The sequence below is a fragment of the Streptomyces sp. NPDC005728 genome (assembly GCF_040630895.1).
In the GTDB taxonomy this organism is placed as follows: domain Bacteria; phylum Actinomycetota; class Actinomycetes; order Streptomycetales; family Streptomycetaceae; genus Streptomyces.
Genome location: NZ_JBEXYL010000054.1, coordinates 30,176 through 50,212 on the forward strand (window position 1 = coordinate 30,176; position 20,037 = coordinate 50,212).

The window sequence follows — 20,037 nt, forward strand, 5'->3', positions numbered from 1 at the left end:
CGTCACCGGCTCCGGTGCAGCGCGAGCAGCAACTGCCACACTTGGTCCGCCACTTCGTCCGGCGCTGCCACCAGCAGGCCGTGCAGCCAGTCCGCGAGGACCCCCGCGAAGGTCGCCGCCACCGCCGAGGCGACCAGCGGGGCGTCCGCCGCGCCCGCCAGCTCGCGCTCGGCCAGGCTGCGGGCCCGCAGATCCCGGTGCAGGACCCGGCCGAGCGGTCCGCCGCCGCCCGGCGCGAGCAGCGACCGGTACAGGGCCGCGTGCGGGGCCAGCCCGGCGAAGAACTCCCGCAGTGCCGGGGGGGAGTTGACCGGATCGGGTCGGCCCCGCCAGGCGTGCAGGGCGTCCACCGCCTGCCGTACGACGTCCGCGCACGCGTCGACCGCCAGCGCCTCCAGCCCGTCGTAGTGCACGTAGAACGTGGCCCGGCCCACCCCGGCCCGGCGCACCAGCGCGGCCACGCCGACCTCCTCGAGGGGGCGCTCGGCGCACTCCTCGAGCAGGGCCGCGCGCAGCCGGGCGCGGGTGCGCGCAGCCCGCGGGTCCTCCTCCGGTGCCCGGGTCACCGTGCGGCGAGCACGGCGGCCAGGGCCACCGCGCCCGGCAGCGCCTGGGCGAACAGGATGCGGCGGTTGGCCGTGGCGGCACCGAACACACCCGCCACCACGACACAGGACAGGAAGAACACCTGGGCCCGGAACCCGGTCGGGTCGGCCGCGACCAGCCCCCACACCAGGCCCGCCGCCAGGAAGCCGTTGTACAGGCCCTGGTTGGCGGCCAGCGGCGCGGTCGCCCGGGCCATCTCCGGATCGAACCCGTGCAGCCCCCGCCCCGGCTTCTTCTGCCACAGGAACATCTCGAGCACCAGGATGTACGCGTGCAGCGCGGCCACCAGGCCGACCAGCACGTTCGCCACGATCTCCATGATCAGCGGACCCCTCTCCCTCTTGGACAGGTGTCCAGGATAGCCGGACACCTGTCCAGGAACTTCAGTCGGGGGTCTCCCGTGCCGCCCCGGTACCCGTGCGCAGCTGCCTGGCCCGTAACGACAGCTGGATCTCGAAGCGGGCGGCCGGATCGTGCAGCAGCTCGCCGAACAGCTCGTCCAGCTGCCGCATCCGGTAGCGGACCGTCTGTGGATGCACCGCCAGGCGTGCGGCCACCTCCGCGACACCCCGGCCGGACTGGAGCCAGGCCAACAGGGTCTCCGCCAGCCGCTCCCGCTGCGGTGGGCGCACCTGCTCCAGCGGGCGCAGCCACCGCTCGGCCATCGCGTCCAGCAGGGCGTCGTCGCGCAGGAGCAGCAGCGCGGACAGGTGGTCCTGGCAGCGCACCACCGAGCCGGCCGCGTCCGTGCCGGACAGGACACCCCGTCGGACGAGGTCCAGTCCCTCCGTGGCCCAGCGCAGCGACCGCGCGCCCTCGTGCAGCGCCACCGTCGGCCCCATCGCGGCGCGCAGCCCCTGCAGCGCCCCGGCCACCGCCCGCGCCCGGCCCGGCCCCTCCGGATCGGGCACCACCAGCAGCGCGGGGTGCACCTCGAACCGGGCGAGGAACTCCGGCGGCACGATCGGCGCCGTCCCGGGGCCAGGATCCACGGCCACGACCGCCAGAGCCCGCGGGACCGTCCAGCGTGCGGCATGCGCGAGATCGGCGATCGCCTCCGCCGAGGCGGGGGGATCGGCGGTCAGCAGGTCCACCAACCGGGCCCGCCGCTGCTGGAGTTCGCCGGCCGCGTGCAGCCGGGCCTCGGTGTAGGCCGCGGTCGCCGCGGCCGCCATCTCGTCCAGGTGCAGGAACAGCGCCTCGCCGAAGGCGCCCAGCACATGGCGGGGCAGCAGCCCGTCGTCCACCAGCGCGTTGACGCGGCGCCAGGTCACCCGGGCACCGAGCCGCAGCGCGGACTGGAACGAGTCGAGGCTGCGCCCCTCCTCGGCCTCCCCGCGACCGATGCGCTCGTAGGTCTCCTTCACCGGCTCCCAGTCGGTGTCCGGCTGGGCCATCCGCTCCAGCAACCCGCGCAGCGCATGGTCCACGCCCCGGTGCACGGCGTGCATGTACGTGTCGTCCATCGGGCGCGCGTACTCCGGGATCCCGGTCCCGATCGCGCGGACGACCTCCTCGGTGATCTCGGCGACATACGGTCTGAGGCGGTCGGGCAGACCCGCGGGCAACGCCTTGAACGGGCCGCCCGTGTCGACACCCACCACTGCGGCTCTCTTCGGCACCCCGATGACGATACCCGTGAGTAACCGCCGCGGGCTCATCACTCAGGAACAGTTGTCCGTGCCGGACTTGTGCGCCGGTGACAAACGAACCGGCTCACGCCCCCGCGGCGGCGTACACCCGCTCGCCTCCCACATAGGTGAGCGCCACGCTCGTCTCCGCGATCGCCTCCGGCGGCCCGGCGAACGGATCACGGTCCAGTACCACCAGGTCGGCGAGGGCCCCGACGGCCACGCGGCCGGTGTCGTCCAGGTGGTTCACGTACGCCGAACCGGCCGTGTACGCCGTCAGCGCGTCCGCCAGGCTCAGCCGCTCGTCCGGCAGGAACACCGGCCCGGCGCCGCCCGGTTCCACGCGGTTGACCGCGACATGGATGCCCTGGAGCGGATCGGGGCTGCTCACCGGCCAGTCGCTGCCCGCGGCGAGGTGCGCCCCGGAGCGCAGCAGTGCCCCGAACGGGTACTGCCACGCGGCCCGTTCGGGCCCGAGGAACGGGATCGTCAGCTCGTCCATCTGCGGTTCGTGCGCGGCCCACAGCGGCTGGATGTTGGCGGTGGCGCCGAGCCGGGCGAAGCGCGGCACGTCGTCCGGGTGCACCACCTGGAGATGCGCCAGGTGCGGCCGTGTGTCGCCGGGCCCGTTCGCGGCGCGGGCCGCCTCGACGGCGTCCAGCGCGTCCCGTACGGCCCGGTCGCCCAGCGCGTGGAAGTGGCACTGGAAGCCGAGCGCGTCCAACTCGGTGACGTACTGCGGCAGTCGGTCCGGGTCGATGAAGCTCTTGCCGCGGTTGGCGGTGGCACAGCCGCACCGGTCGAGATAGGGGTCGAGCAGCGCGGCCGTGTGGTTCTCGGCGACCCCGTCCAGCATCAGCTTCACGGTGCCCGCGCGGAACCGCCCGTGGCTCGACGCGGCCCGCTTCTCCACGAGTTCGGGGATCTGCTCGGCCCCGCGCTCCCGGTCCCACCACAGCGCGCCGGTCACCCGCGCCGTGAGCGAGCCGTCCCGGGCCGCCGTCAGATACGCCCCGGCCGGATCGTCCATGCCGAGGAAGTCGCCGACCAGCGCGTCCTGCCAGGCGGTGATGCCGAGCGCGTGCAGATGCCGCTGGGCGTGCAGCAGCGCGGCCAGCCGGTCCGCCGCGGTGGCGGGCGGTGCGAGCCGGCCGACCAGCTGCATCGCACCCTCCTGCAGCGTGCCGCTCGGCCCGCCCGAGGCGTCGCGCTCGATCCGTCCGTCGGCCGGGTCGGGCGTGTGCCGGTCGATGCCTGCCAGCTCCAGCGCGCGACTGTTGACCCAGGCTCCGTGGTGGTCCCGGTTGGGCAGGTACACCGGCCGGTCCGGAACGACCGCGTCCAGCAACTCCTTCGTCGGCGTGCCGCCCTCGAACGCCTCCATCGACCAGCCGCCGCCGAGGATCCACTCCCGCTCGGGGTGGGCCTCGGCGTAGGCGCGTACGGCGGCCACGGTGTCCTCGGCGGTCGTCCTGCCGGTCAGGTCGCACTGGGACAGTTCCAGCCCGGCCGGCACCGGATGGACGTGCGCGTCCTGGAAGCCCGGAAGCAGCAGCCGCCCGGCCAGGTCGACCACCCGCGTGCGCGGCCCCGCCAGCTCGTGCAGTTCGCCGTGTCCGACGGCGGTGATGCGGTCCCCGGTGACGGCCACGGCGGTGGCGGTACGTCCTCCGGGAGTGAGGACGGGGCCGCCGGTGAAGAGCAGATCAGCGTGCATGATGCCTTTCCTTGAAGGTCAGTTGGAAGTGGTGAGAAGCTGCGGGGAGTCGGCGTCGGTGCCCTCGCCGGTGCGGAAGTACGGTGAGCGGCGCACCCACTTCGCCCACGCGGCCACGACGAACCCGGACGCGATCATCACCACCGGCATGAGCAGCAGGAACCAGCCGTTGTCCGCGCTGACCTCGAAGTGGTCGGCGGAGCGGTAGAAGGACCAGCCGAGGTAGCCGCCCAGGCCCAGCAGGGCGAGGGCGCTCAGCGCGGGCAGCACCACGGCTCGCACCCCCCGCCGCCAGTCCTGGCGCAGCAGCGACCGGAAGCGGGCCGCGGCCGCGAGCGCGGTGAGCGCGTACGACAGGGAGACGACGATGCCGACGGCGTTCACCGTCGCCATGATCATGTCCGCGAGGCGCGGGATCACCAGGGCGAGCACGGCCACCGCCGTGGCCAGGGCCCCGACCAGCAGCGTCCCGGCCGCCGGCGTTCCGTACCGGGAACTGACCCTGGACCACACCGGACCGAGCGTACGGTCCCGGCTCATCGCGAACATGCCCCGGGCGGTCGGGATGACCCCGGCCTGGAGCGAGGCCACCGCCGAGAACATCAGCGCCACCAGCGGCAGCACGGCCAGCGGCTGGGAGGCCAGCCGGTCCCCGAAGTACGCCAGCCCCTCGGCTCCGTGCCCGGCCAGCTCGTCCCCGGACAGCACCCGTTGGAAGGCGACCGAGCCGAGCAGGAAGAGCCCGAGCATGGTCACCAGGGTGATCAGCCCGGCCCGGGAGGCGTCGCGCGGGTCGCGCACCTCCTCGTTGACGGTGAACGCGGCCTCGAAACCCCAGTAGCAGAAAACCGACAGCAGCAGGCCCTGCGCCAGCGCGGTCGCCGAGGGGATCGCGAACGGGTCGAACCAGGAGAGCCGGAAGGGGTGCGGGCCGGTGACGATGCCGTACCCGCAGAAGCCCAGCAGCACGACGTACTCGAAGACCAGCAGCCAGGTCTGCAGCCGGGCCGCGGTGCGGACGCCGGTCACGGCGGTGAGGGTGACCGCGACCAGGACGACGATGCCCACCGCCGTCGTCTGCGCGGTCGAGCCCGGATCCAGGGCGAGCGAACCGATCCGGTCGAGGCCCGCCCGCCCGGCCAGCTGGAGCAGCGCGGAGCCGGTGACCGCCGTGGTGTACGCGAGGAACGCCAGGCTCGCCGCGAAGTTGACCCAGCCCACCATGAAGCCGAGCCAGGGGCTGAGCGAACGGCCCACCCACGCATAGCCGTTGCCCGCGTTCGGCTCCACCCGGTTCAGCCGGGAGTAGGCGCCGGCGATGCCGAGGACCGGCAGGAACGCCAGCAGCATGACGGCCGGCAGATGCAGGCCGACCACGCCGGCCGTCACCCCGAGGCCGATGCCGATGCTGGTGGTCGCGGCCGTACTGGACGCGGCGACGGCAACGCCGTCCAGCACGCTCAGCGACCTGCGCAGCTCGGACTGCGCGGGTGGATCCACACCGAAGGGGCTCTGGCTCATCGCAGGCTCTCCGCTCGCACCGGGGGGCCCTGGTCGGCCCCGGTGACGGGAGATGAAACCGTCCGTGCACTTCACAGGTCAACGCTGTTGTCATAAGGTGCCGGGCACACCACGCCAGGCGCACCCCGCCGGGGACACACCAGGGAGGGCTCTCATGAGCGACCGCGTCGTCCCGCCCGCCGACCGGCAGCGCAGGCGCCCCACCAAACAGGGCGTCGTGCTCTCCGCGGAGCTGATCGTCGAGACCGCGCTCCGGCTGATCGAGGAGCACGGTGCCGACGCCCTTTCCGTCCGCCGCCTCGGCCGCGCCTTGGGCGCCGACCCCAGCTCCCTTTACCGCTACTTCCGGCACACCGACGACCTGATGCTCGCCATCGCCGACGAGCTGATCGGCCGTACCCTGCGCGTCTGGCGGCCCACCGGCGACTGGCGCGCCGATCTGCGCGACCTCGGCCTGCGCATGCACGCGGGCGCCCTCGCCCACCCCCGGGCGGCGATGCTCAGCGCCCACCGGGTCACCGGCCGGGCGCACGAGATCCAGGCCGTCGAGGGCATCATCGGCGTGCTGCGCCGGGCCGGGTTCCCGGATGCGGAGGCGGTGAGGATCTACCACGCCTTCGTCGACCAGGCCCTCGCCTTCGGCGCCCTGGACTCCGCCGTCACCGCCCTGCCCCGGGCCGCCCAGCAGGCCGAGGCCGAGGTGTGGCGGGACATGTACGCCCGACTGCCCGCCGACACCCACCCGCACATCGCCGCCACCGCCCGCCACCTGGTGGCCTCCATGCGGACCAGTTCCTACCCGGCCGCCCTGGACCTGCTCCTGACGGCGGCCCAGACACGCCTCGACCACCTCCGTGCACAGACGGAAGGCTGACGGTCACACTGGACGGCGTTCGTACGTCAGACGAGCTGAAGCCCATACCGAGGAGGCCGTACGACCATGACCCCGCCGCCCGCCCGCACCGCCGAACAGCGCAAGAAGGACACCCTCCACCGGCTGGAGCACGACGAGGACGCCTGGGTCGCGACCGCGGGCGAGGACGGCGGTGAGCCCTATCTCGTGCCCCTGTCGTTCGTCTGGGACGGCGCCACCCTGCTGATCGCCACCCCGGCCGGGAGCCCCACCGGCCGCAACCTGCTGGCCACCGGCAGGGCCCGGCTGGGCATCGGACCGACCCGGGACGTCGTCATCATCGAGGGCACCGTCCGGGCCGTGACCCCCGAGGACCTGCCCGAGGAGGACGCGGAGATCTTCGCCGGCAAGACCGGCTTCGACCCCCGCCGACTCGCCACCCGCTACCTGTACTTCACCGTCCTCCCGCAGCGCGTCCAGGCCTGGCGCGAGGCGAACGAGCTGGAGGGACGGGAGCTGATGCGTGACGGGGCGTGGCTGGTCGCCGACTGAATCCGGCGAACCGGGATATCCGCAGGGAAAGGACGGAATCCCAGGAGGAAGCATGCCCCTCATCACCGCAGGCCTCGTGGTGCTGGACTGCACCGAGCCCGAGAAACTCGCCCAGTTCTACAAGGAGTTGCTGGACGGCCGGGAGACGAACGCGTCCGCCAACCTGGTGGAGATCAGGGGCGCCGACGGCATCCGGCTCGCCTTCCGGCGGGACGCCAACGCGACCCCGCCGAGCTGGCCGCGTCCCGAGACCTCCCTCCAGGCACACCTGGACTTCCTGGTCGAGGACCTGGACGAGGCGGAGCGAAGGGTGATCGGGCTCGGCGGCCGGCCGCTGGAGACGCGGGACGCGCCGGGCCCCTACGAGGAGCGCGGGTACGCCGACCCGGCCGGCCACTCCTTCACCCTGCGCCTCGTCCTGCCCACGGCACCCAAACAGGGTTGAGGGCCCGCGCCACCCGTGCTCAGTCCCGGCCGCCCTTGTCGGCGGCCGGCCACACGCCCGTCGACCGTGCGATGGCCTTGGCGCCGGTGCGGTCGACGGCGCTGCGCACCACCGCGAAGATGGCACCCTGGACGGCCGCGGCGAGCAGGATCTCGCCCCAGCCGCGGTCCGGGTCCAGCGCGTCGGGCGCGTCCTCCTCGTGCCGGATCGCCCTCCACGCCTTGCGGAAGGCCATCCCCGCCAGCGCGCCGCCGGCCCAGCTGAGCACGAAGCCGACGGGCTGGTAGACGAGGGGGAGTTTCCTCTTCTTGCTCTTCTTCGCCATGCTGAACTCCTTCCTCGGCGTCGGGCCGTCATGCCGGGCGTCCTGGCGCCGCCACCTGGTCGCCCGGCGGCGTCCCGTCCCCGAACGGCCGGCCGCCGAGTTCCTCCCGGTGGTGCGGGGCCGGCCAGCCGGTGAGATCCGGGCCGAGTGGCACGATGCCTGTGGGGTTGATCCCGGTATGGACCTGGTAGTAGTGCCGCTTGATGTGGTCGAAGTCGACCGTGTCGCCGAAGCCGGGCGTCTGGAAGAGGTCACGGGCGTAGGCCCACAGCACCCGGTTCTCCGTCAGCTTCCACCGGTTGCACTTGAAATGGCCGTGGTAGACGGCGTCGAACCGGACCAGCGTGGTGAACAGCCGGATGTCCGCCTCCGTGATCGTGTCGCCGACCAGATAGCGCTGCCCGGCCAGCCGCGAGGCGAGCAGTTCCAGCCGCCGGAAGACCGCAGCGCACGCCGCCGCGTACTCCGCCTGGTGCGTGGCGAACCCGGCCCGGTACACGCCGTTGTTGACATCCTCGTAGACCTGGGTCATCACCGCGTCGATCTCGTCGCGCCGGCCGGCCGGGTACAGGTCCGGCGCACCCTCGCGCTGCAGGGCGGTCCACTCGGTGGCCAGGTCCAGGGTGAGCTGCTGGTAGTCGTTGGTGACCAGCCGCCCGCTGGGCACGTCCACGACGGCGGGCACGCTCACCCCGCCCGGGTGGCCCGGCTCCCGCTTGTCGTAGGCCTCGCCGAGGAACCGGATACCGAGCACCGGATCGCGGCCGTCGGGGTCCAGGGTGAACCGCCAGCTGCGGTCGTCCTGGACCGGGTCGGCGACGGCCATCGACAGCACGTCCTCCAGACCCAGCAGCCGGCGCGAGATCACCGCCCGGCTCGCCCACGGACAGGCACGGGAGACCACCAGACGGTACCGGCCGGCCTCCACCGGCCAGCCGTCCCGGCCGTCGGCCGTGATCCGGTCCGTGAAGTGGCTCTTGGACCGGGTGAACGTCTTGTGGCCGTACGCTCTGTTGCCGTTCTCGCCCATGTCGCCTCCTGGCCGCGCTCCGGTGGTCACGGCAGACGCGTTCCCCGTTTTCCGCCGGAGGCACGGTGCTGTCCGCCCGGGCCGGGCAGTCGGCGCGAGGGACCCGGCCGCACGGACGGCGTGCTGGGCCGCAGCAGCCGTCCGGTGGGCGACACACAGAAGGGCCCCGCCGCGACGGGGGAACGCGGCGGGGCCTGACGCACGAGTGCCCGCCCGGAAGGCGGTTCATGCGTCCGAGACACAGATATTTCTAAATCGAGGCGCTTCTCGGCCTGAATCAGCTCCCCTCGAAGGGCTCCAGGACGAAGAGCGGGATCACCCGGGAGGTCTTCTTCTGGTAGTCGGCGTACGGCGGGAAGGCGGCCACCGCCCGCTCCCACCACTCGTCCTTCTCCGCCCCGGTGACCTCACGGGCCCTCAGCTCCCGTTTGACCGGACCGTCCTGCAGTTCCACCTGCGGATCGGACTTCACGTTGAAGTACCAGACGGGATGCTTGGGCGCGCCACCGAGGGAGGCGACCGCGACGTACGTCCCCCCGTGCTCCACCCGCATCAGCGGCGTCTTGCGGATCTTCCCGCTCCTGGCCCCGCGCGTGGTCAGGATGATGACCGGCAGCCCGGTGTCCATCAACGTCGTCCCCTGCGTCCCGCCGGAACTCTCGTACAGCTCGACCTGCTCGCGCACCCACTGCGTCGGGCTGGGCTCGTACTCGCCCTCAAGTGGCATGGGATCCGTCTCCTTCACGATTCAACGGCTGACGTGCGACCGGCTACAACGTCCGTGGCCGTGCGAATCATCCGTACCGCGCGCCCTTTCGCCCGGGCGGGTGATTACCTCGCGGGTCATCGTGCCGCCCCGGGTGCCTCGGGCACAGTGGTCCCCGTGGTGATCACCACGCACCGTGCCGCATCCGGCCGAGAAAGGGGGCAGGACCGCTCATGTCCGTCGGCTGCACCACCCCGACCCGCTCCGTCGTGGAGGAACTGCTGCGCAGGATCGCCCAGGGCGATCCCGAGCGGATCGCCGAGCTGTACGCGGAACACGGCGACTGGAAGCTGAGCTGGCCGGAGGGCGAGCACGGCCGCGCCGACACGCCGTGGATCCGGCACCGCTCCACCCGCGCCGACGCCGTCGCCCACTACCGGGAGCTGGCCGCGCACCACATCGCGGAGAAGGCGGACACGCGGATCGAGCACATCCTGGTCGACGGCGACGACGCGGTCGTCCTCGGCGTCATCCGGCAGACGGCCGAACCGACCGGCCGCTGCTACGCCGCCCGGTTCGCCCTGCACCTCACCGTCCGGGACGGCCTGGTCGTGCGCCACCACGTCTACGAGGACAGCCTCGCGGTCGCCCGTGCCTTCGCGCCGGACAGGGCCTGGGGCTCCCGCGTGCCCTGACCGCCGCTCTCACCCCGCTGACACAGTCATCCGTACCGCCAGCACCAGCATCACCCCGCTGGAGAGCAGTGCGGTCACCAGTCGCCCCCGCAGGCCGGTGAGGGCGCGGCCGAGCAGGGCGCCGCCGCCGGCCAGCAGTAGCTGCCAGCTCGCGGAGGCGGCGAAGGCCGCCAGCACGAACACCACCCGCTCCAGCGGTCGTACGGCGTCCGCGGTGCTGGTCCCGAGCACCAGCGCGGCGAAGTAGATCACCGTCACGGGGTTCAGGAGGGTGATCCCGAGAAGGCCGAAATACGCGCGTGCCGCGCCGGGAACCGGCCGCTCGGGGCGGGTGGCGAGCCGGTGGGCGCGGTACTGGCGCAGGGCGAGGACCGCGCACTGCACCGCGAGGACGGCGAGGACCAGGGCCGACGCCCAGCGCAGCGGAGTGAGGACCGGCCGCAGTGCCGCCGCCAGGGCGGAGCCGCCCGCCGCGGCGAGCAGCGCGTAGAGGCCGTCGGCCGTGGCCACACCGAGTGCGGCGCAGGCGCCGGTGCGCAGCGAGGTACGGGCGGTGAGGGAGACCAGATAGGTCCCGACCGCGCCGACCGGCACGGCGATGCCGTACCCCGCGAGCAGGCCCGCGAGGAGCGCGGCCGTCACGGGCGTGTGGGGCCGGGCCTTCGACGACGGTCGGGCTGCTGCCGGCCCCGCACCGGAAGGACGGCTGCGGTGGTGGGAGGCACAATGGTGTCCGTAAGCAACAACATGGGCAGATCCTCGGGCCGCCCCCTCTGCGGCGGCAAGCGAATTTCGGCGCGTTCCCGCCCCGCTGACCAAGCATTTCGGCCAGATCGCGCCGATCGCCGATCTGGCCGAACTTGTCGTCGCCCCATAGGTGCCTCAAGCATCTAATGAAGATCGGCACGACGCACTACATTCGTCTGCGAGGTCTTTCCATGACGGAACTGACGGACATCACCGGCCCGGCGACCCCGGCCGAACCCGTCGCCTTCCCCCAGGACCGCACCTGCCCCTACCACCCACCCACCGGATACGACCCGCTGCGCGACGGGCGAGGCCTGTCCCGCGGAACCCTCTTCGACGGCCGCGAGATCTGGATGGTCACAGGTCATGCCACCGCCCGCGCGCTGCTCGCCGACCCGCGCCTGTCCACCGACCGCACCCGCGCCGGCTTCCCCGTGACCGTGGCCCGCTTCGCGGACGTCCGGGCCCGCCGGATCGCGCTCCTCGGCGTTGACGACCCCGAGCACCACACGCAGCGGCGGATGATGATCCCGTCGTTCACCGTCAAACGCACGGCCGAGCTGCGGCCCAGGATCCAGCGGATCGTCGACGGACTGCTGGACGCGATGATCGAGAAGGGCCCGCCGGCCGAACTGGTCTCCGCCTTCGCCCTGCCGGTGCCGTCCATGGTGATCTGCCATCTGCTCGGGGTGCCGTACGCCGACCACGAGTTCTTCGAGGAGCAGTCCCGCAGGCTGCTGCGCGGATCGGCCGCCGACGGTCAGGACGCCCGCGAGCGCCTGGACGCGTACCTCGGCGACCTGATCGACCGCAAGGGCGAGCAGCCCGACTCCGGAGACGGCGTCCTGGACGACCTCGTCCGGCGTCGGCTGCGCGAGGGCACACCGGACCGGGCCGACCTGGTCGCGCTGGCCGTCATCCTGCTGGTCGCCGGCCACGAGACGACCGCCAACATGATCTCCCTCGGCACCTACACGCTGCTCCAGCACCCCGAACGGCTGGCCGAGTTGCGCGCCGACCCGGCGCTGCTGCCCGACGCCGTCGAGGAGCTGATGCGGATGCTGTCCATCGCGGACGGGCTGCTGCGCATGGCCCTGGAGGACATCGAGATCGACGGGACCACGATCCGGGCCGGCGACGGTGTCCTCTTCGCGACCTCGGTCATCAACCGCGACAGTTCCCTGTACGACGAGCCCGACGCCCTGGACTTCCACCGCCCCGTCCGCCACCACGTGGCGTTCGGCTTCGGCATCCACCAGTGCCTGGGGCAGAACCTGGCGCGCGCGGAACTGGAGATCGCCCTCGGCACCCTGCTGCGGCGGCTGCCCGGCCTCCGGCTCGCCGCGCCCGCCGAGGAGATTCCGTTCAAACCCGGCGACACGATCCAGGGGATGCTGGAACTCCCCGTGACCTGGTAAGAGGCTCGACCCATGCACATCGATATCGACAAGGACGTCTGCATCGGCGCGGGCCAGTGCGCACTGGCCGCTCCGAGCGTGTTCACCCAGGACGACGACGGCTACAGCATGCTGGTCCCCGGCCGCGAGGACGGCGCGGGCGACCCCATGGTCAGGGAGGCGGCCCGGGCCTGCCCGGTGAGCGCGATCAACGTGAAGGAGACGGCCGGCTGAGGCAGGCTCAGCCGGCGGCCGACACCAGCACCCGCGCGGCGGCGCGGGCCTCGGCCGCCGGCTGGGCGCTCCCCGTCACACCTGCCGTGACCATGGCCCCCTCGGCCAGCAGGAACAGCGGACCGGTCAGCGCGGCGGGCAGTCCCGCATCGGCCACGAGGGTGGCGAGGTAGCTCCGGAACGCCTCCTTGTGCGTGCGTACCTGCTCCGCCACCCGGTCCGACGTGGCGCCCAGCTCGCCGTACGCGTTGATCCACGCGCACCCGCGGAAGCCGTCCTCGCCGAACCACTCCTCCAGCCAGTCGAACACGGCCGGGATCCGCTCCTGCGGGTCCGGCTGCCCTGCCACGTGCTCGGCGAGCCGCCCGCGCCAGCGCGCGTCCCGCCGTGCCAGATACGCCTCCACGAGCTGTTCCTTGGCCGGGAACAGCTGGTAGAGCCGCTTGAGCGACACACCCGAGGCGCCGCGCAGCGCGTCCATGCCCACGGACTGGATGCCGCGGGCGTAGAACAACCCCTCCGCGGCGTCGAGCGCCTGCTCCCGGGCGACCTCACTGTCCATCGGCGACCCCACTCCTTGACGAGAGAACGAACGTTCTCCTATCGTAGCAGCCCACCGGAGAACGGTCGTTCTCCGAGACTGTCCGAGCCGAGGAGCCACCCCATGACCGACCGCCCGCCCCTGCCGCCCTTCACCCGCGAGAGTGCCGCGCAGAAGGTCCAGGCCGCCGAGGACGCCTGGAACACCCGCGACCCGCACCGGGTGGCGCTCGCCTACACGGAGGACTCGGTCTGGCGCAACCGCGACACCTTCGTCACCGGACGCGCCGAGATCGTCGCGTTCCTCACCGCCAAGTGGCAGCGCGAGCGCGACTACGCGCTGCGCAAGGACCTGTGGGCCTTCGACGGCAACCGCATCGCCGTCCGCTTCCAGTACGAGTGCCAGGACGCCGACGGGCAGTGGTGGCGCTCGTACGGCAACGAGCTCTGGGAGTTCGACGCACACGGTCTGATGGCCCGGCGGGAGGCGAGCATCAACGACGTGCGCATCGAGGAGGCGGAGCGGCGCATCCACGGATCGCGGCCCGAGGCCGAACAAGGGTTCACCTTCCCGCTTCAGTAGGGTGCCCGGATGACCCCACCGGCCGAGAAGCCCTTCCTCTACGTCGTCGTCTGCGCAGCGGGGATCGCCGCGGACGTCGGCCAGCTGATCACCACCGCACAGGAACGGGGCTGGGAGGTCGGGGTCATCGCCACGCCGCTCGCCATGGGCGGCTTCTTCGACACCGCCGCCGTAGCGGCGCAGACCGGCCGTCCCCTGCGGTCGGCCTGGCGCTCCCCGGCCGACCCCCGTCCCTTCCCGCCGCCGGACGCCGTGGTGGTGGCCCCCGCCACCTTCAACACCGTCAACAAGTGGGCGGCGGGCCTCGCCGACACCCTCGCCGTCGGCACCCTGTGCGAGGCCGTGGGGCTGGGTGTGCCGGTCGCCGTCCTGCCCTGCGTGGCGGACGCGCTGGCCGCCCATCCCGCCTACCAGGACAGCCTGATCAGGCTGCGCGGGATGGGCGTCCGCTTCGGCGAGCCGTACTCCGGCATGCCGGGGGAGGACGGCGGGCGCCCCGGGTTCCCCTGGGAGAGCGCGCTGGACCTGCTGGAGCGGCGCTGACGGCGGGCCGGTGCCCCGAGCCGTCAGCGCGCCTTGCGGACGTACTCCGCCTTGCCCGGTGTAGAGACGTTCACGTCGCGGCGGACGATGCTCAGCCGGTCGCCCCAGCGGGCGAGGGCCTTGCGCAGGCCGCCGTCGGTGTACTCGATGTCCACCACCCGGTCGTCGAACGCCTTGGCGTACACCTCGCACTCGTCGTACTGCCCGCACTCCTCGGCGACCGCGAAGTCCAGCCCGGTCTGCCTGCGCTGCCCGGCCAGTTCGGCGGTGTTCTTCTGCCCGATGGCCAGGTGGCGGGCGTGGGCGTGCCGGGAGAGCAGACGCATGAACGCGGTGGCGTCGGACGCCGTGAGCAGGTCGTCGGAGCGGGTGTAGCTGTCGTAGTTGTCGGGCTCCACGGCGTCGAAGCCCTTCTCCGCGCAGCCGTCGATCCACTGGTTCACACGCTCCGCCACGCGCTCCCGTCTGGCCGGGGTGCGCAGGTCGAGCAGCGGCTCGTTCCAGTCCTCGTCGATGACGACCTTGCCGCTCTCGTCGCGCAGCAGCAGGTCGGCGGGCCAGGAGGAGCGCTCCTGCGGCTGGGCCTGGAAGGCGTTGACGTAGCAGATGTTGTACAGGCCCGGCGCAGGCGGGTCGGACCGGTCGCGGCTGACGATCCTGACCCCGGCGGGCGGGGGATAGGCCCCGCCGATCTGGTAGTCGAAGCCGGCGTGACGCGGCGGCAGGCGCAGTGCGGCGGGCTTCGGGGACGACCCCTCGTGCGTGCCGCCGGAGTCGCAGCCGACCAGCGTGGTCACCGCGAGGGCCAGGGCGAGCAGCGTCGCGCCGACGGTCGCCCCCCGACCTCCGACGCGGGAAACACCCTTGGTGGGCAAGTCCGCTCCATCAGTCGCAGGTACGGCCCCGCCGGGCGGCGCGGCACCTGTCGGGATCCAATCGTTCGCGCGCGGCGGCAGTCAAATCGGCCCCGGCGCACCACGTACGCTCCTGAGTGACCATCGCCCCTGAAGGCAGGAGCAGCAACGATGCAGTACATGAAGCTCGGTTCGACGGGCCTGGACGTGTCGCGGATCTGTCTGGGCTGCATGACCTACGGGCTGCCCGACCGCGGTGTCCACGAGTGGACCCTCGACGAGGAGGCGTCCCGGCCGCTGATCCGGCAGGCGCTGGAGGCGGGCATCAACTTCTTCGACACCGCCAACGTCTACTCCGACGGCACCAGCGAGGAGATCGTCGGCAAGGCCCTGCGCGACTTCGCGAACCGCGACGAGATCGTGCTGGCCACCAAGGTGCACGGCCGGTCGCGGCCGGGCCCCAACGGCGGCGGCCTCTCCCGCAAGGCGATCATGTCCGAGATCGACCACAGCCTGCGCCGCCTCGGCACCGACTACGTGGACCTCTACCAGATCCACCGCTACGACCACGCCACACCGGTCGAGGAGACGATGGAGGCGCTGCACGACCTGGTCAAGGCGGGCAAGGTGCGCTACATCGGGGCGAGTTCGATGTACGCCTGGGAGTTCTCCAAAGCCCAGTACACGGCCGAGCGGCACGGCTGGACCAAGTTCGTGTCCATGCAGAACCACTACAACCTGCTCTACCGCGAGGAGGAGCGGGAGATGTTGCCGCTCTGCGCGGACCAGGGCGTCGGCGTGCTGCCCTGGAGCCCGCTGGCCCGCGGCCGGCTCACCCGCGACTGGGGCACCGTCACCGAGCGCAGCGCGGGCGACAACTTCGGCAGCCGCCTCTACCTGGAGGGCGACCGTTCCATCGTGGAGGCCGTCACCCGCATCGCCACCGAGCGCGGCGTCCCGCGCGCGCAGGTCGCCCTCGCCTGGCTGCTGCACCAGGACACGGTGGCCGCTCCGATCGTCGGCGCGGCCAAGCCGCAGCACATCGAGGACGCGGTGGCCGCTGTCGAACTGGAGCTGAGCGACAAGGAGATCGAGCAGTTGGAGGAGCCCTACACCCCGCGCGCGGTCAGCGGCCACTGACGGCTCAGTGCGGTCCGTGCGGCGCGAACTCGGTGCCGCACGGGCCGCCATCCTCGCTCTCCGGCAACGGAACGCGCTCGCCGGACATGGTCATGGTCCGGTAGTAGCCGCCGATGCGCTCGGCCGAACGGCCCGCGTAATGGCCGATGAAGGAGCGCCGGAAACGGTCGGCGCTGCGGTTGGGCCCCGAGCCGTGCACCAGACTGCCGTTGAAGAACAGCACGTCGCCCGGCGCCAGGTCCACGGGCACCTGGGTCAGGCCGGGCGGCGGCGGGACGTACTCACGGGCGAACGACAGTTCCTCGTCGGCCGCTTCGGGACAGAACAGGTCCATCCGGTGCGTGCCCGGGACGACTTCGAGGCCGCCGTTGTCCCGGTCGATGACATCACAGGCGACCCACGCGGCCACACAGGTGCCCGGCTCGACCCGCAGATAGAAGTTGTCCTGGTGCAGCGCCTGGCCCCGGGCGCCCGGTGGCTTGAAGTAGTACATGCTCTGCGCGGCCAGCACCTCCTCGGCCAGCAGCACCTCCAGCACCGACCGCAGCCGGGCGTCCAGCAAGAACCGCCGGGCCGGCGCGCTGATCTCGTGCGGCTGCATCACCCGGGGATACCGGAGCAGCGGGTCGGGGTCCTCGGGCCGCGGCTCGAAGTGCCCGGGAACCGGCCCGGCCGCGTGCAGTGCCGCGAACCCGTCGCGCAGCCGCTCGATCTCGTCGTACCCGAACAGACCGCGTACGACGGTGAAACCCGCCTCCTCGAACTGCCGCCGCAGCGCCTCGGGCAGGATGGCGCCGGTGTCCGTGGCTGTCATGGGTCCGCTCCTCGTCTCCTCGCTGCGCCGCTGGCCCGCCACGCTAGGCCGACGTGCGCCCGGGGAGGATGCCCATGCATGCTGACGGACTGCCCGGGACCGCTGCCGGCGACCCGTCCCCGCCGCCCGGCCTGGTGGTGACCGGCCGCTACGACCAGGGACCGGGGTACGGGGTCGACCGGCCGCGGGGGTCGGACAGCTGGCTGTTCACCTTCACCACGGGCGGGCGCGGCCTGGTCCGGCAGGGCGGCGCCCGCACCGACGCGCTCCCCGGGCACCTGGTGGTGCTCGCCCCGGGTGTCGCCCACCGCTATGCCGTGGCGCCCGGTGCCCCGCACTGGCGGTTCTGGTGGGCGCACTGCCAGGCCCGGCCGTCCTGGGCGCCCTGGCTCGGCCCGTACGCCGTCGCCGACGGCCTGTACGTCGTCGCACCCGTGCCCGGGATCTTGCACGGCCGTATCGGGGCCGCGTTCGACCGGATGCTTGCCGACGCCCGCCGGCCCGCGCAGGGCATCCTGCCCGGAGCGGATCCGGTGGCGGTGGCCCACGGCAGCCTGGCGTGCGAACTGGCCCTGTGTGCGCTGGAGGAGGTCGTGCTGCTTGCCGCCTCCGGTGCCCGCCCGCCGGCACCCGGGCCCGGCGTCGACGCCCGGGTACGCCACGCCGAGGAACTGATCGCCGCCGACCCGGGCGCCCCGCACACCGTCCGCTCGCTCGCCGGGAGCGTCGCCCTCTCCCCGTCCCGGTTCGCCCACCTGTTCACGCAGCGGACCGGCAGGCCGCCCATGCGCGCCCTGCGCGAGGCCCGGCTGCGGCACGCGGCCCGGCTGCTGGAGGTCACCGACCTGACCGTGGAGCGGGTGGCGGCGGCGTCCGGATTCCCGAGCCCCTTCCACTTCAGCCGGGTCTTCCGTGCGCGTTACGGAGTACCTCCGGGCGCCTATCGGTCGGGTGAACGGCTGTAATCGACCGCAAAGGCTGTCATTGACGAAGTGTCAAAGAGCAGCCTGCCGCACGGAATGTCGAGAAGTGTGAGATCTCTTGTTCGGGGGTGCCGGGTTGTGCAAAAGTGTGCGCTGTCGGCGTGCAGTCAATTACATTTTCCGCTGCATACGCCAGGCCGCTCCCGTACGCCCCCCACGCTTCAAAAGAGCTGCCCAGGCGGACGTTCGGGGCGCCGAATCCCGTCCATACCCTTTGGTATGGACTAATTCCCGTGTCGCGCCCGGAGGAATGCAGCCGTGAATGACGCAGGCTCGTCGGATTCCGCCCCCACCGCCCGCCGGTTCGACGCCTCGGACGAGCAGCTCAGCGCCGAACTGAAGAAGTGGACGGGAACGACACCCGCGCTCCATCCGGTCGGGGAACTCCTGGACCGGCACTGGGAAGCGGCCTTCGCCTACGCCCGGTTGTGCACCGACGGACCGCGTGCCGCCGGCATGCTCACCACCGCCACGTTCACCCGGCTGTTCGGCGAGTCCCTCAGACAGGCGGGCCCGTCCGCCGCCTGGCGGCCCCATCTGCTGGTCACCGTCCGCCGGATCGCGGCCGAGTGGGACGGCGACGGTCGCCAGGAACTGCTCCACCCCGAGCTGCGGCCGGGCACCGGCAGCGGGGAGCGCGCGGCCGCCCGGCTGCTCCCGCCCGCCGGACGGCGGCTGCTGTCCCGCGCGTTCCAGCGGCTGCCCCAGTCCGCCCGCGCCGTGCTGTGGCACACCGAGGTCGAGTCCGAACCCCTCGGCGTCCCCGCCGCGCTGCTGGGCCTGGACGAGGAGGAGGCCCGGTCCGAACTCCGCCGCGCCCGCGAACGGCTGCGCGAGGAATGTCTGCAGGCCCACCGCGAACTCGCCCCCGAGACCGAGTGCCGGCGCTATCAGCGCATGCTGGACGTCACCTTCCGGCGCGGCGGGACCGCTGTCGACCCGGATCTGCAGCGGCACCTGGAGGGCTGCCGGCACTGCCGGCAGACCGCCGACCAGCTCGCCCGGTTCAACGCCGGGCTGGGCCTCGCGCTGGCCGAGGCGGTCCTCGGCTGGGGCGCCCACGCCTACGTGGAGTCCCGGGCGGCCCGCAGCGAAGGGGCCTTGGACCCGGACCCGGCGCCGGTCCCTGCCGCCCCCTCCGGCGGCGAGGCCTTCATCCCCGCGGCACCGGCTCCGGCACCCGCCATGCCCCCCATGCCGTCGGCAGCCCCGGCAGTCTCCGGCGCGCCCCGCCCGTCCCGCCGTTCCGCGCACCGGGCCGCCCGTCGTGCCCGCCGCCGCAACCTCGCCCTGGCCGTCGTCACGGTCAGCGGCCTGGTCGTCCTCCCGCTGGTCCTGTGGTCGGTGCTCGGTTCGGGCGACGACGCGGCCCCGGCCCCCGGCAGCTCACCCTCGCGGACGCCGGGCAAGGACTCCGCGACACCGGGTCCGTCCTGGGCCGGTGCGAGCGGAACGGCCCAGGGCGCGCTGCGCGGCCGGCTGCACAGCCTCGCCTCCGGCCTGTGCGTGGGCGTCGTCGGCAAGAAGGCCGTCCAGGGCGCCGAGACCGAACTCGTCGCCTGCTCCTCGGCAGCGAGCCAGCAGTGGTCGTACGAGACCGACGGACTGCTGCGCAACGCCTCCGCCCCGGAGCTGTGCCTGGACTCCCACCTCGGCTACTCGGTCCGGCTCGCCCCCTGCTCGGCCACCGGCAGGGCCGCCAAGGACATCCGCTACGACTTCACCCTGCAGGGCGCCCTGGTCCCCCGCTCGGACCAGGACCTGGCACTGACGCCCGCCGCGACCGACGGCTCCGGCGCGCTCGTCCTCAAGAACCGCGCCGCGACCTCCGCCCAGCGCTGGGCCATCGACACGGCCAAGCCCGACCTGGAGATGGAGAACGTCAACTGGGGCGCCGACAACGCCCCGTCGCCCGTGCCGTCCCCGTCGGCGAAGACCACCCCCAAGGCCGCCAGGACCCCCTCGCCGAGCCCCACGCCGACGGCTTCCGGGTCCAGCCCCGCGCCGACGCGTTCCGCCACCCCCGACTGGTGCTCGGTCTACCCGTCCTACTGCACCTGGGGCGGCGGACACGGCGGCGGTGGCTACGGCGGCGGCAGCGGGGGGCACCACCACTGAGCG

General features: G+C 72.8%; 23 protein-coding genes. 11 read left to right on the forward strand and 12 right to left on the reverse strand.

Going from position 1 to position 20,037, the window contains the following annotated elements; genetic code table 11:
• Positions 1-2 precede the first annotated feature (2 nt).
• The 5 genes from ABZ471_RS30020 to ABZ471_RS30040 all read right to left on the reverse strand — a co-directional run bounded on the left by ABZ471_RS30020 (position 3) and on the right by ABZ471_RS30040 (position 5,475).
• Complete coding sequence (locus ABZ471_RS30020; RefSeq protein ID WP_359070723.1) at positions 3-566, reverse strand: TetR/AcrR family transcriptional regulator; 564 nt, start codon at positions 564-566, stop codon at positions 3-5.
• Positions 563-925: a DUF1304 domain-containing protein gene (locus tag ABZ471_RS30025; RefSeq protein ID WP_359070725.1), complete on the reverse strand. Its 363-nt coding sequence runs from the start codon at positions 923-925 to the stop codon at positions 563-565. Before ABZ471_RS30025 ends, ABZ471_RS30020 begins: the two co-directional genes overlap by 4 nt.
• Before the next feature lie 64 nt (positions 926-989).
• Positions 990-2,228, reverse strand: coding sequence for a helix-turn-helix domain-containing protein (locus ABZ471_RS30030; protein ID WP_359070727.1), 1,239 nt, complete (start codon positions 2,226-2,228; stop codon positions 990-992).
• Between the two features lie 94 nt (positions 2,229-2,322).
• Complete coding sequence (locus ABZ471_RS30035) at positions 2,323-3,954, reverse strand: amidohydrolase (protein WP_359070728.1); 1,632 nt, start codon at positions 3,952-3,954, stop codon at positions 2,323-2,325.
• A gap of 18 nt (positions 3,955-3,972) precedes the next feature.
• Entirely contained in the window at positions 3,973-5,475 is a 1,503-nt protein-coding gene (locus tag ABZ471_RS30040) for an APC family permease (RefSeq protein ID WP_359070729.1), read from the reverse strand.
• Positions 5,476-5,629: 154 nt separating this feature from the next.
• On the opposite strand from ABZ471_RS30040, the gene ABZ471_RS30045 reads away from it, so the two are divergent.
• The 3 genes from ABZ471_RS30045 to ABZ471_RS30055 all read left to right on the forward strand — a co-directional run bounded on the left by ABZ471_RS30045 (position 5,630) and on the right by ABZ471_RS30055 (position 7,325).
• Complete coding sequence (locus tag ABZ471_RS30045; protein WP_359070731.1) at positions 5,630-6,349, forward strand: helix-turn-helix domain-containing protein; 720 nt, start codon at positions 5,630-5,632, stop codon at positions 6,347-6,349.
• Between the two features lie 66 nt (positions 6,350-6,415).
• Positions 6,416-6,880, forward strand: a complete 465-nt coding sequence (locus ABZ471_RS30050) for a pyridoxamine 5'-phosphate oxidase family protein (protein ID WP_359070733.1) — start codon at positions 6,416-6,418, stop codon at positions 6,878-6,880.
• Positions 6,881-6,932: 52 nt separating this feature from the next.
• Positions 6,933-7,325 (forward strand): VOC family protein, encoded by a 393-nt coding sequence (locus tag ABZ471_RS30055; RefSeq protein ID WP_359070734.1) that lies wholly within the window; start codon positions 6,933-6,935, stop codon positions 7,323-7,325.
• Positions 7,326-7,344: 19 nt separating this feature from the next.
• Here the strand turns inward: ABZ471_RS30055 and ABZ471_RS30060 are convergent, their stop codons facing one another.
• From ABZ471_RS30060 to ABZ471_RS30070, 3 genes are all read right to left on the reverse strand, one after another.
• A complete protein-coding gene (locus tag ABZ471_RS30060) occupies positions 7,345-7,650 on the reverse strand; it encodes a DUF4235 domain-containing protein (RefSeq protein WP_359070736.1) in 306 nt (101 codons plus the stop codon).
• 28 nt (positions 7,651-7,678) lie between these two features.
• A complete protein-coding gene (locus ABZ471_RS30065; protein WP_359070737.1) occupies positions 7,679-8,680 on the reverse strand; it encodes a glutathione S-transferase C-terminal domain-containing protein in 1,002 nt (333 codons plus the stop codon).
• Positions 8,681-8,957: 277 nt separating this feature from the next.
• Positions 8,958-9,407 carry a nitroreductase family deazaflavin-dependent oxidoreductase gene (locus ABZ471_RS30070; RefSeq protein ID WP_359070739.1) on the reverse strand — a complete coding sequence of 150 codons (450 nt, stop codon included), beginning with the start codon at positions 9,405-9,407 and terminating at the stop codon, positions 8,958-8,960.
• Positions 9,408-9,619: 212 nt separating this feature from the next.
• On the opposite strand from ABZ471_RS30070, the gene ABZ471_RS30075 reads away from it, so the two are divergent.
• Positions 9,620-10,081, forward strand: coding sequence for a nuclear transport factor 2 family protein (locus ABZ471_RS30075; RefSeq protein WP_359070740.1), 462 nt, complete (start codon positions 9,620-9,622; stop codon positions 10,079-10,081).
• A 9-nt stretch (positions 10,082-10,090) separates the two neighbouring features.
• On the opposite strand, the gene ABZ471_RS30080 is transcribed toward ABZ471_RS30075, so the two are convergent.
• Positions 10,091-10,723, reverse strand: coding sequence for a LysE family transporter (locus ABZ471_RS30080; RefSeq protein ID WP_359070741.1), 633 nt, complete (start codon positions 10,721-10,723; stop codon positions 10,091-10,093).
• 296 nt (positions 10,724-11,019) lie between these two features.
• Here ABZ471_RS30080 and ABZ471_RS30085 point away from each other — a divergent pair, with 296 nt between their 5' ends.
• Positions 11,020-12,246, forward strand: coding sequence for a cytochrome P450 (locus tag ABZ471_RS30085; protein WP_359070742.1), 1,227 nt, complete (start codon positions 11,020-11,022; stop codon positions 12,244-12,246).
• Between the two features lie 12 nt (positions 12,247-12,258).
• Positions 12,259-12,459, forward strand: coding sequence for a ferredoxin (locus ABZ471_RS30090; protein WP_359070743.1), 201 nt, complete (start codon positions 12,259-12,261; stop codon positions 12,457-12,459).
• Positions 12,460-12,466: 7 nt separating this feature from the next.
• On the opposite strand, the gene ABZ471_RS30095 is transcribed toward ABZ471_RS30090, so the two are convergent.
• Positions 12,467-13,021 carry a TetR/AcrR family transcriptional regulator gene (locus ABZ471_RS30095; protein ID WP_359070744.1) on the reverse strand — a complete coding sequence of 185 codons (555 nt, stop codon included), beginning with the start codon at positions 13,019-13,021 and terminating at the stop codon, positions 12,467-12,469.
• 102 nt (positions 13,022-13,123) lie between these two features.
• Between ABZ471_RS30095 and ABZ471_RS30100 the strand changes: the two genes are divergently transcribed.
• Together ABZ471_RS30100 and ABZ471_RS30105 are read left to right on the forward strand one after the other, a co-directional pair.
• Positions 13,124-13,582, forward strand: a complete 459-nt coding sequence (locus ABZ471_RS30100; RefSeq protein ID WP_359070746.1) for a nuclear transport factor 2 family protein — start codon at positions 13,124-13,126, stop codon at positions 13,580-13,582.
• A 9-nt stretch (positions 13,583-13,591) separates the two neighbouring features.
• Positions 13,592-14,125, forward strand: a complete 534-nt coding sequence (locus ABZ471_RS30105; RefSeq protein WP_359070747.1) for a flavoprotein — start codon at positions 13,592-13,594, stop codon at positions 14,123-14,125.
• Between the two features lie 23 nt (positions 14,126-14,148).
• Here the strand turns inward: ABZ471_RS30105 and ABZ471_RS30110 are convergent, their stop codons facing one another.
• Positions 14,149-14,913 carry an endo alpha-1,4 polygalactosaminidase gene (locus ABZ471_RS30110; RefSeq protein WP_359070769.1) on the reverse strand — a complete coding sequence of 255 codons (765 nt, stop codon included), beginning with the start codon at positions 14,911-14,913 and terminating at the stop codon, positions 14,149-14,151.
• A gap of 237 nt (positions 14,914-15,150) precedes the next feature.
• On the opposite strand from ABZ471_RS30110, the gene ABZ471_RS30115 reads away from it, so the two are divergent.
• Complete coding sequence (locus tag ABZ471_RS30115; protein ID WP_359070748.1) at positions 15,151-16,119, forward strand: aldo/keto reductase; 969 nt, start codon at positions 15,151-15,153, stop codon at positions 16,117-16,119.
• A gap of 4 nt (positions 16,120-16,123) precedes the next feature.
• Here ABZ471_RS30115 and ABZ471_RS30120 read toward each other — a convergent pair whose 3' ends face one another.
• Entirely contained in the window at positions 16,124-16,933 is an 810-nt protein-coding gene (locus ABZ471_RS30120; RefSeq protein WP_359070749.1) for a phytanoyl-CoA dioxygenase family protein, read from the reverse strand.
• Between the two features lie 74 nt (positions 16,934-17,007).
• Here ABZ471_RS30120 and ABZ471_RS30125 point away from each other — a divergent pair, with 74 nt between their 5' ends.
• Complete coding sequence (locus ABZ471_RS30125) at positions 17,008-17,898, forward strand: helix-turn-helix domain-containing protein (RefSeq protein ID WP_359070751.1); 891 nt, start codon at positions 17,008-17,010, stop codon at positions 17,896-17,898.
• A 276-nt stretch (positions 17,899-18,174) separates the two neighbouring features.
• Complete coding sequence (locus ABZ471_RS30130) at positions 18,175-20,034, forward strand: RICIN domain-containing protein (RefSeq protein WP_359070752.1); 1,860 nt, start codon at positions 18,175-18,177, stop codon at positions 20,032-20,034.
• Positions 20,035-20,037: the final 3 nt, after the last annotated feature.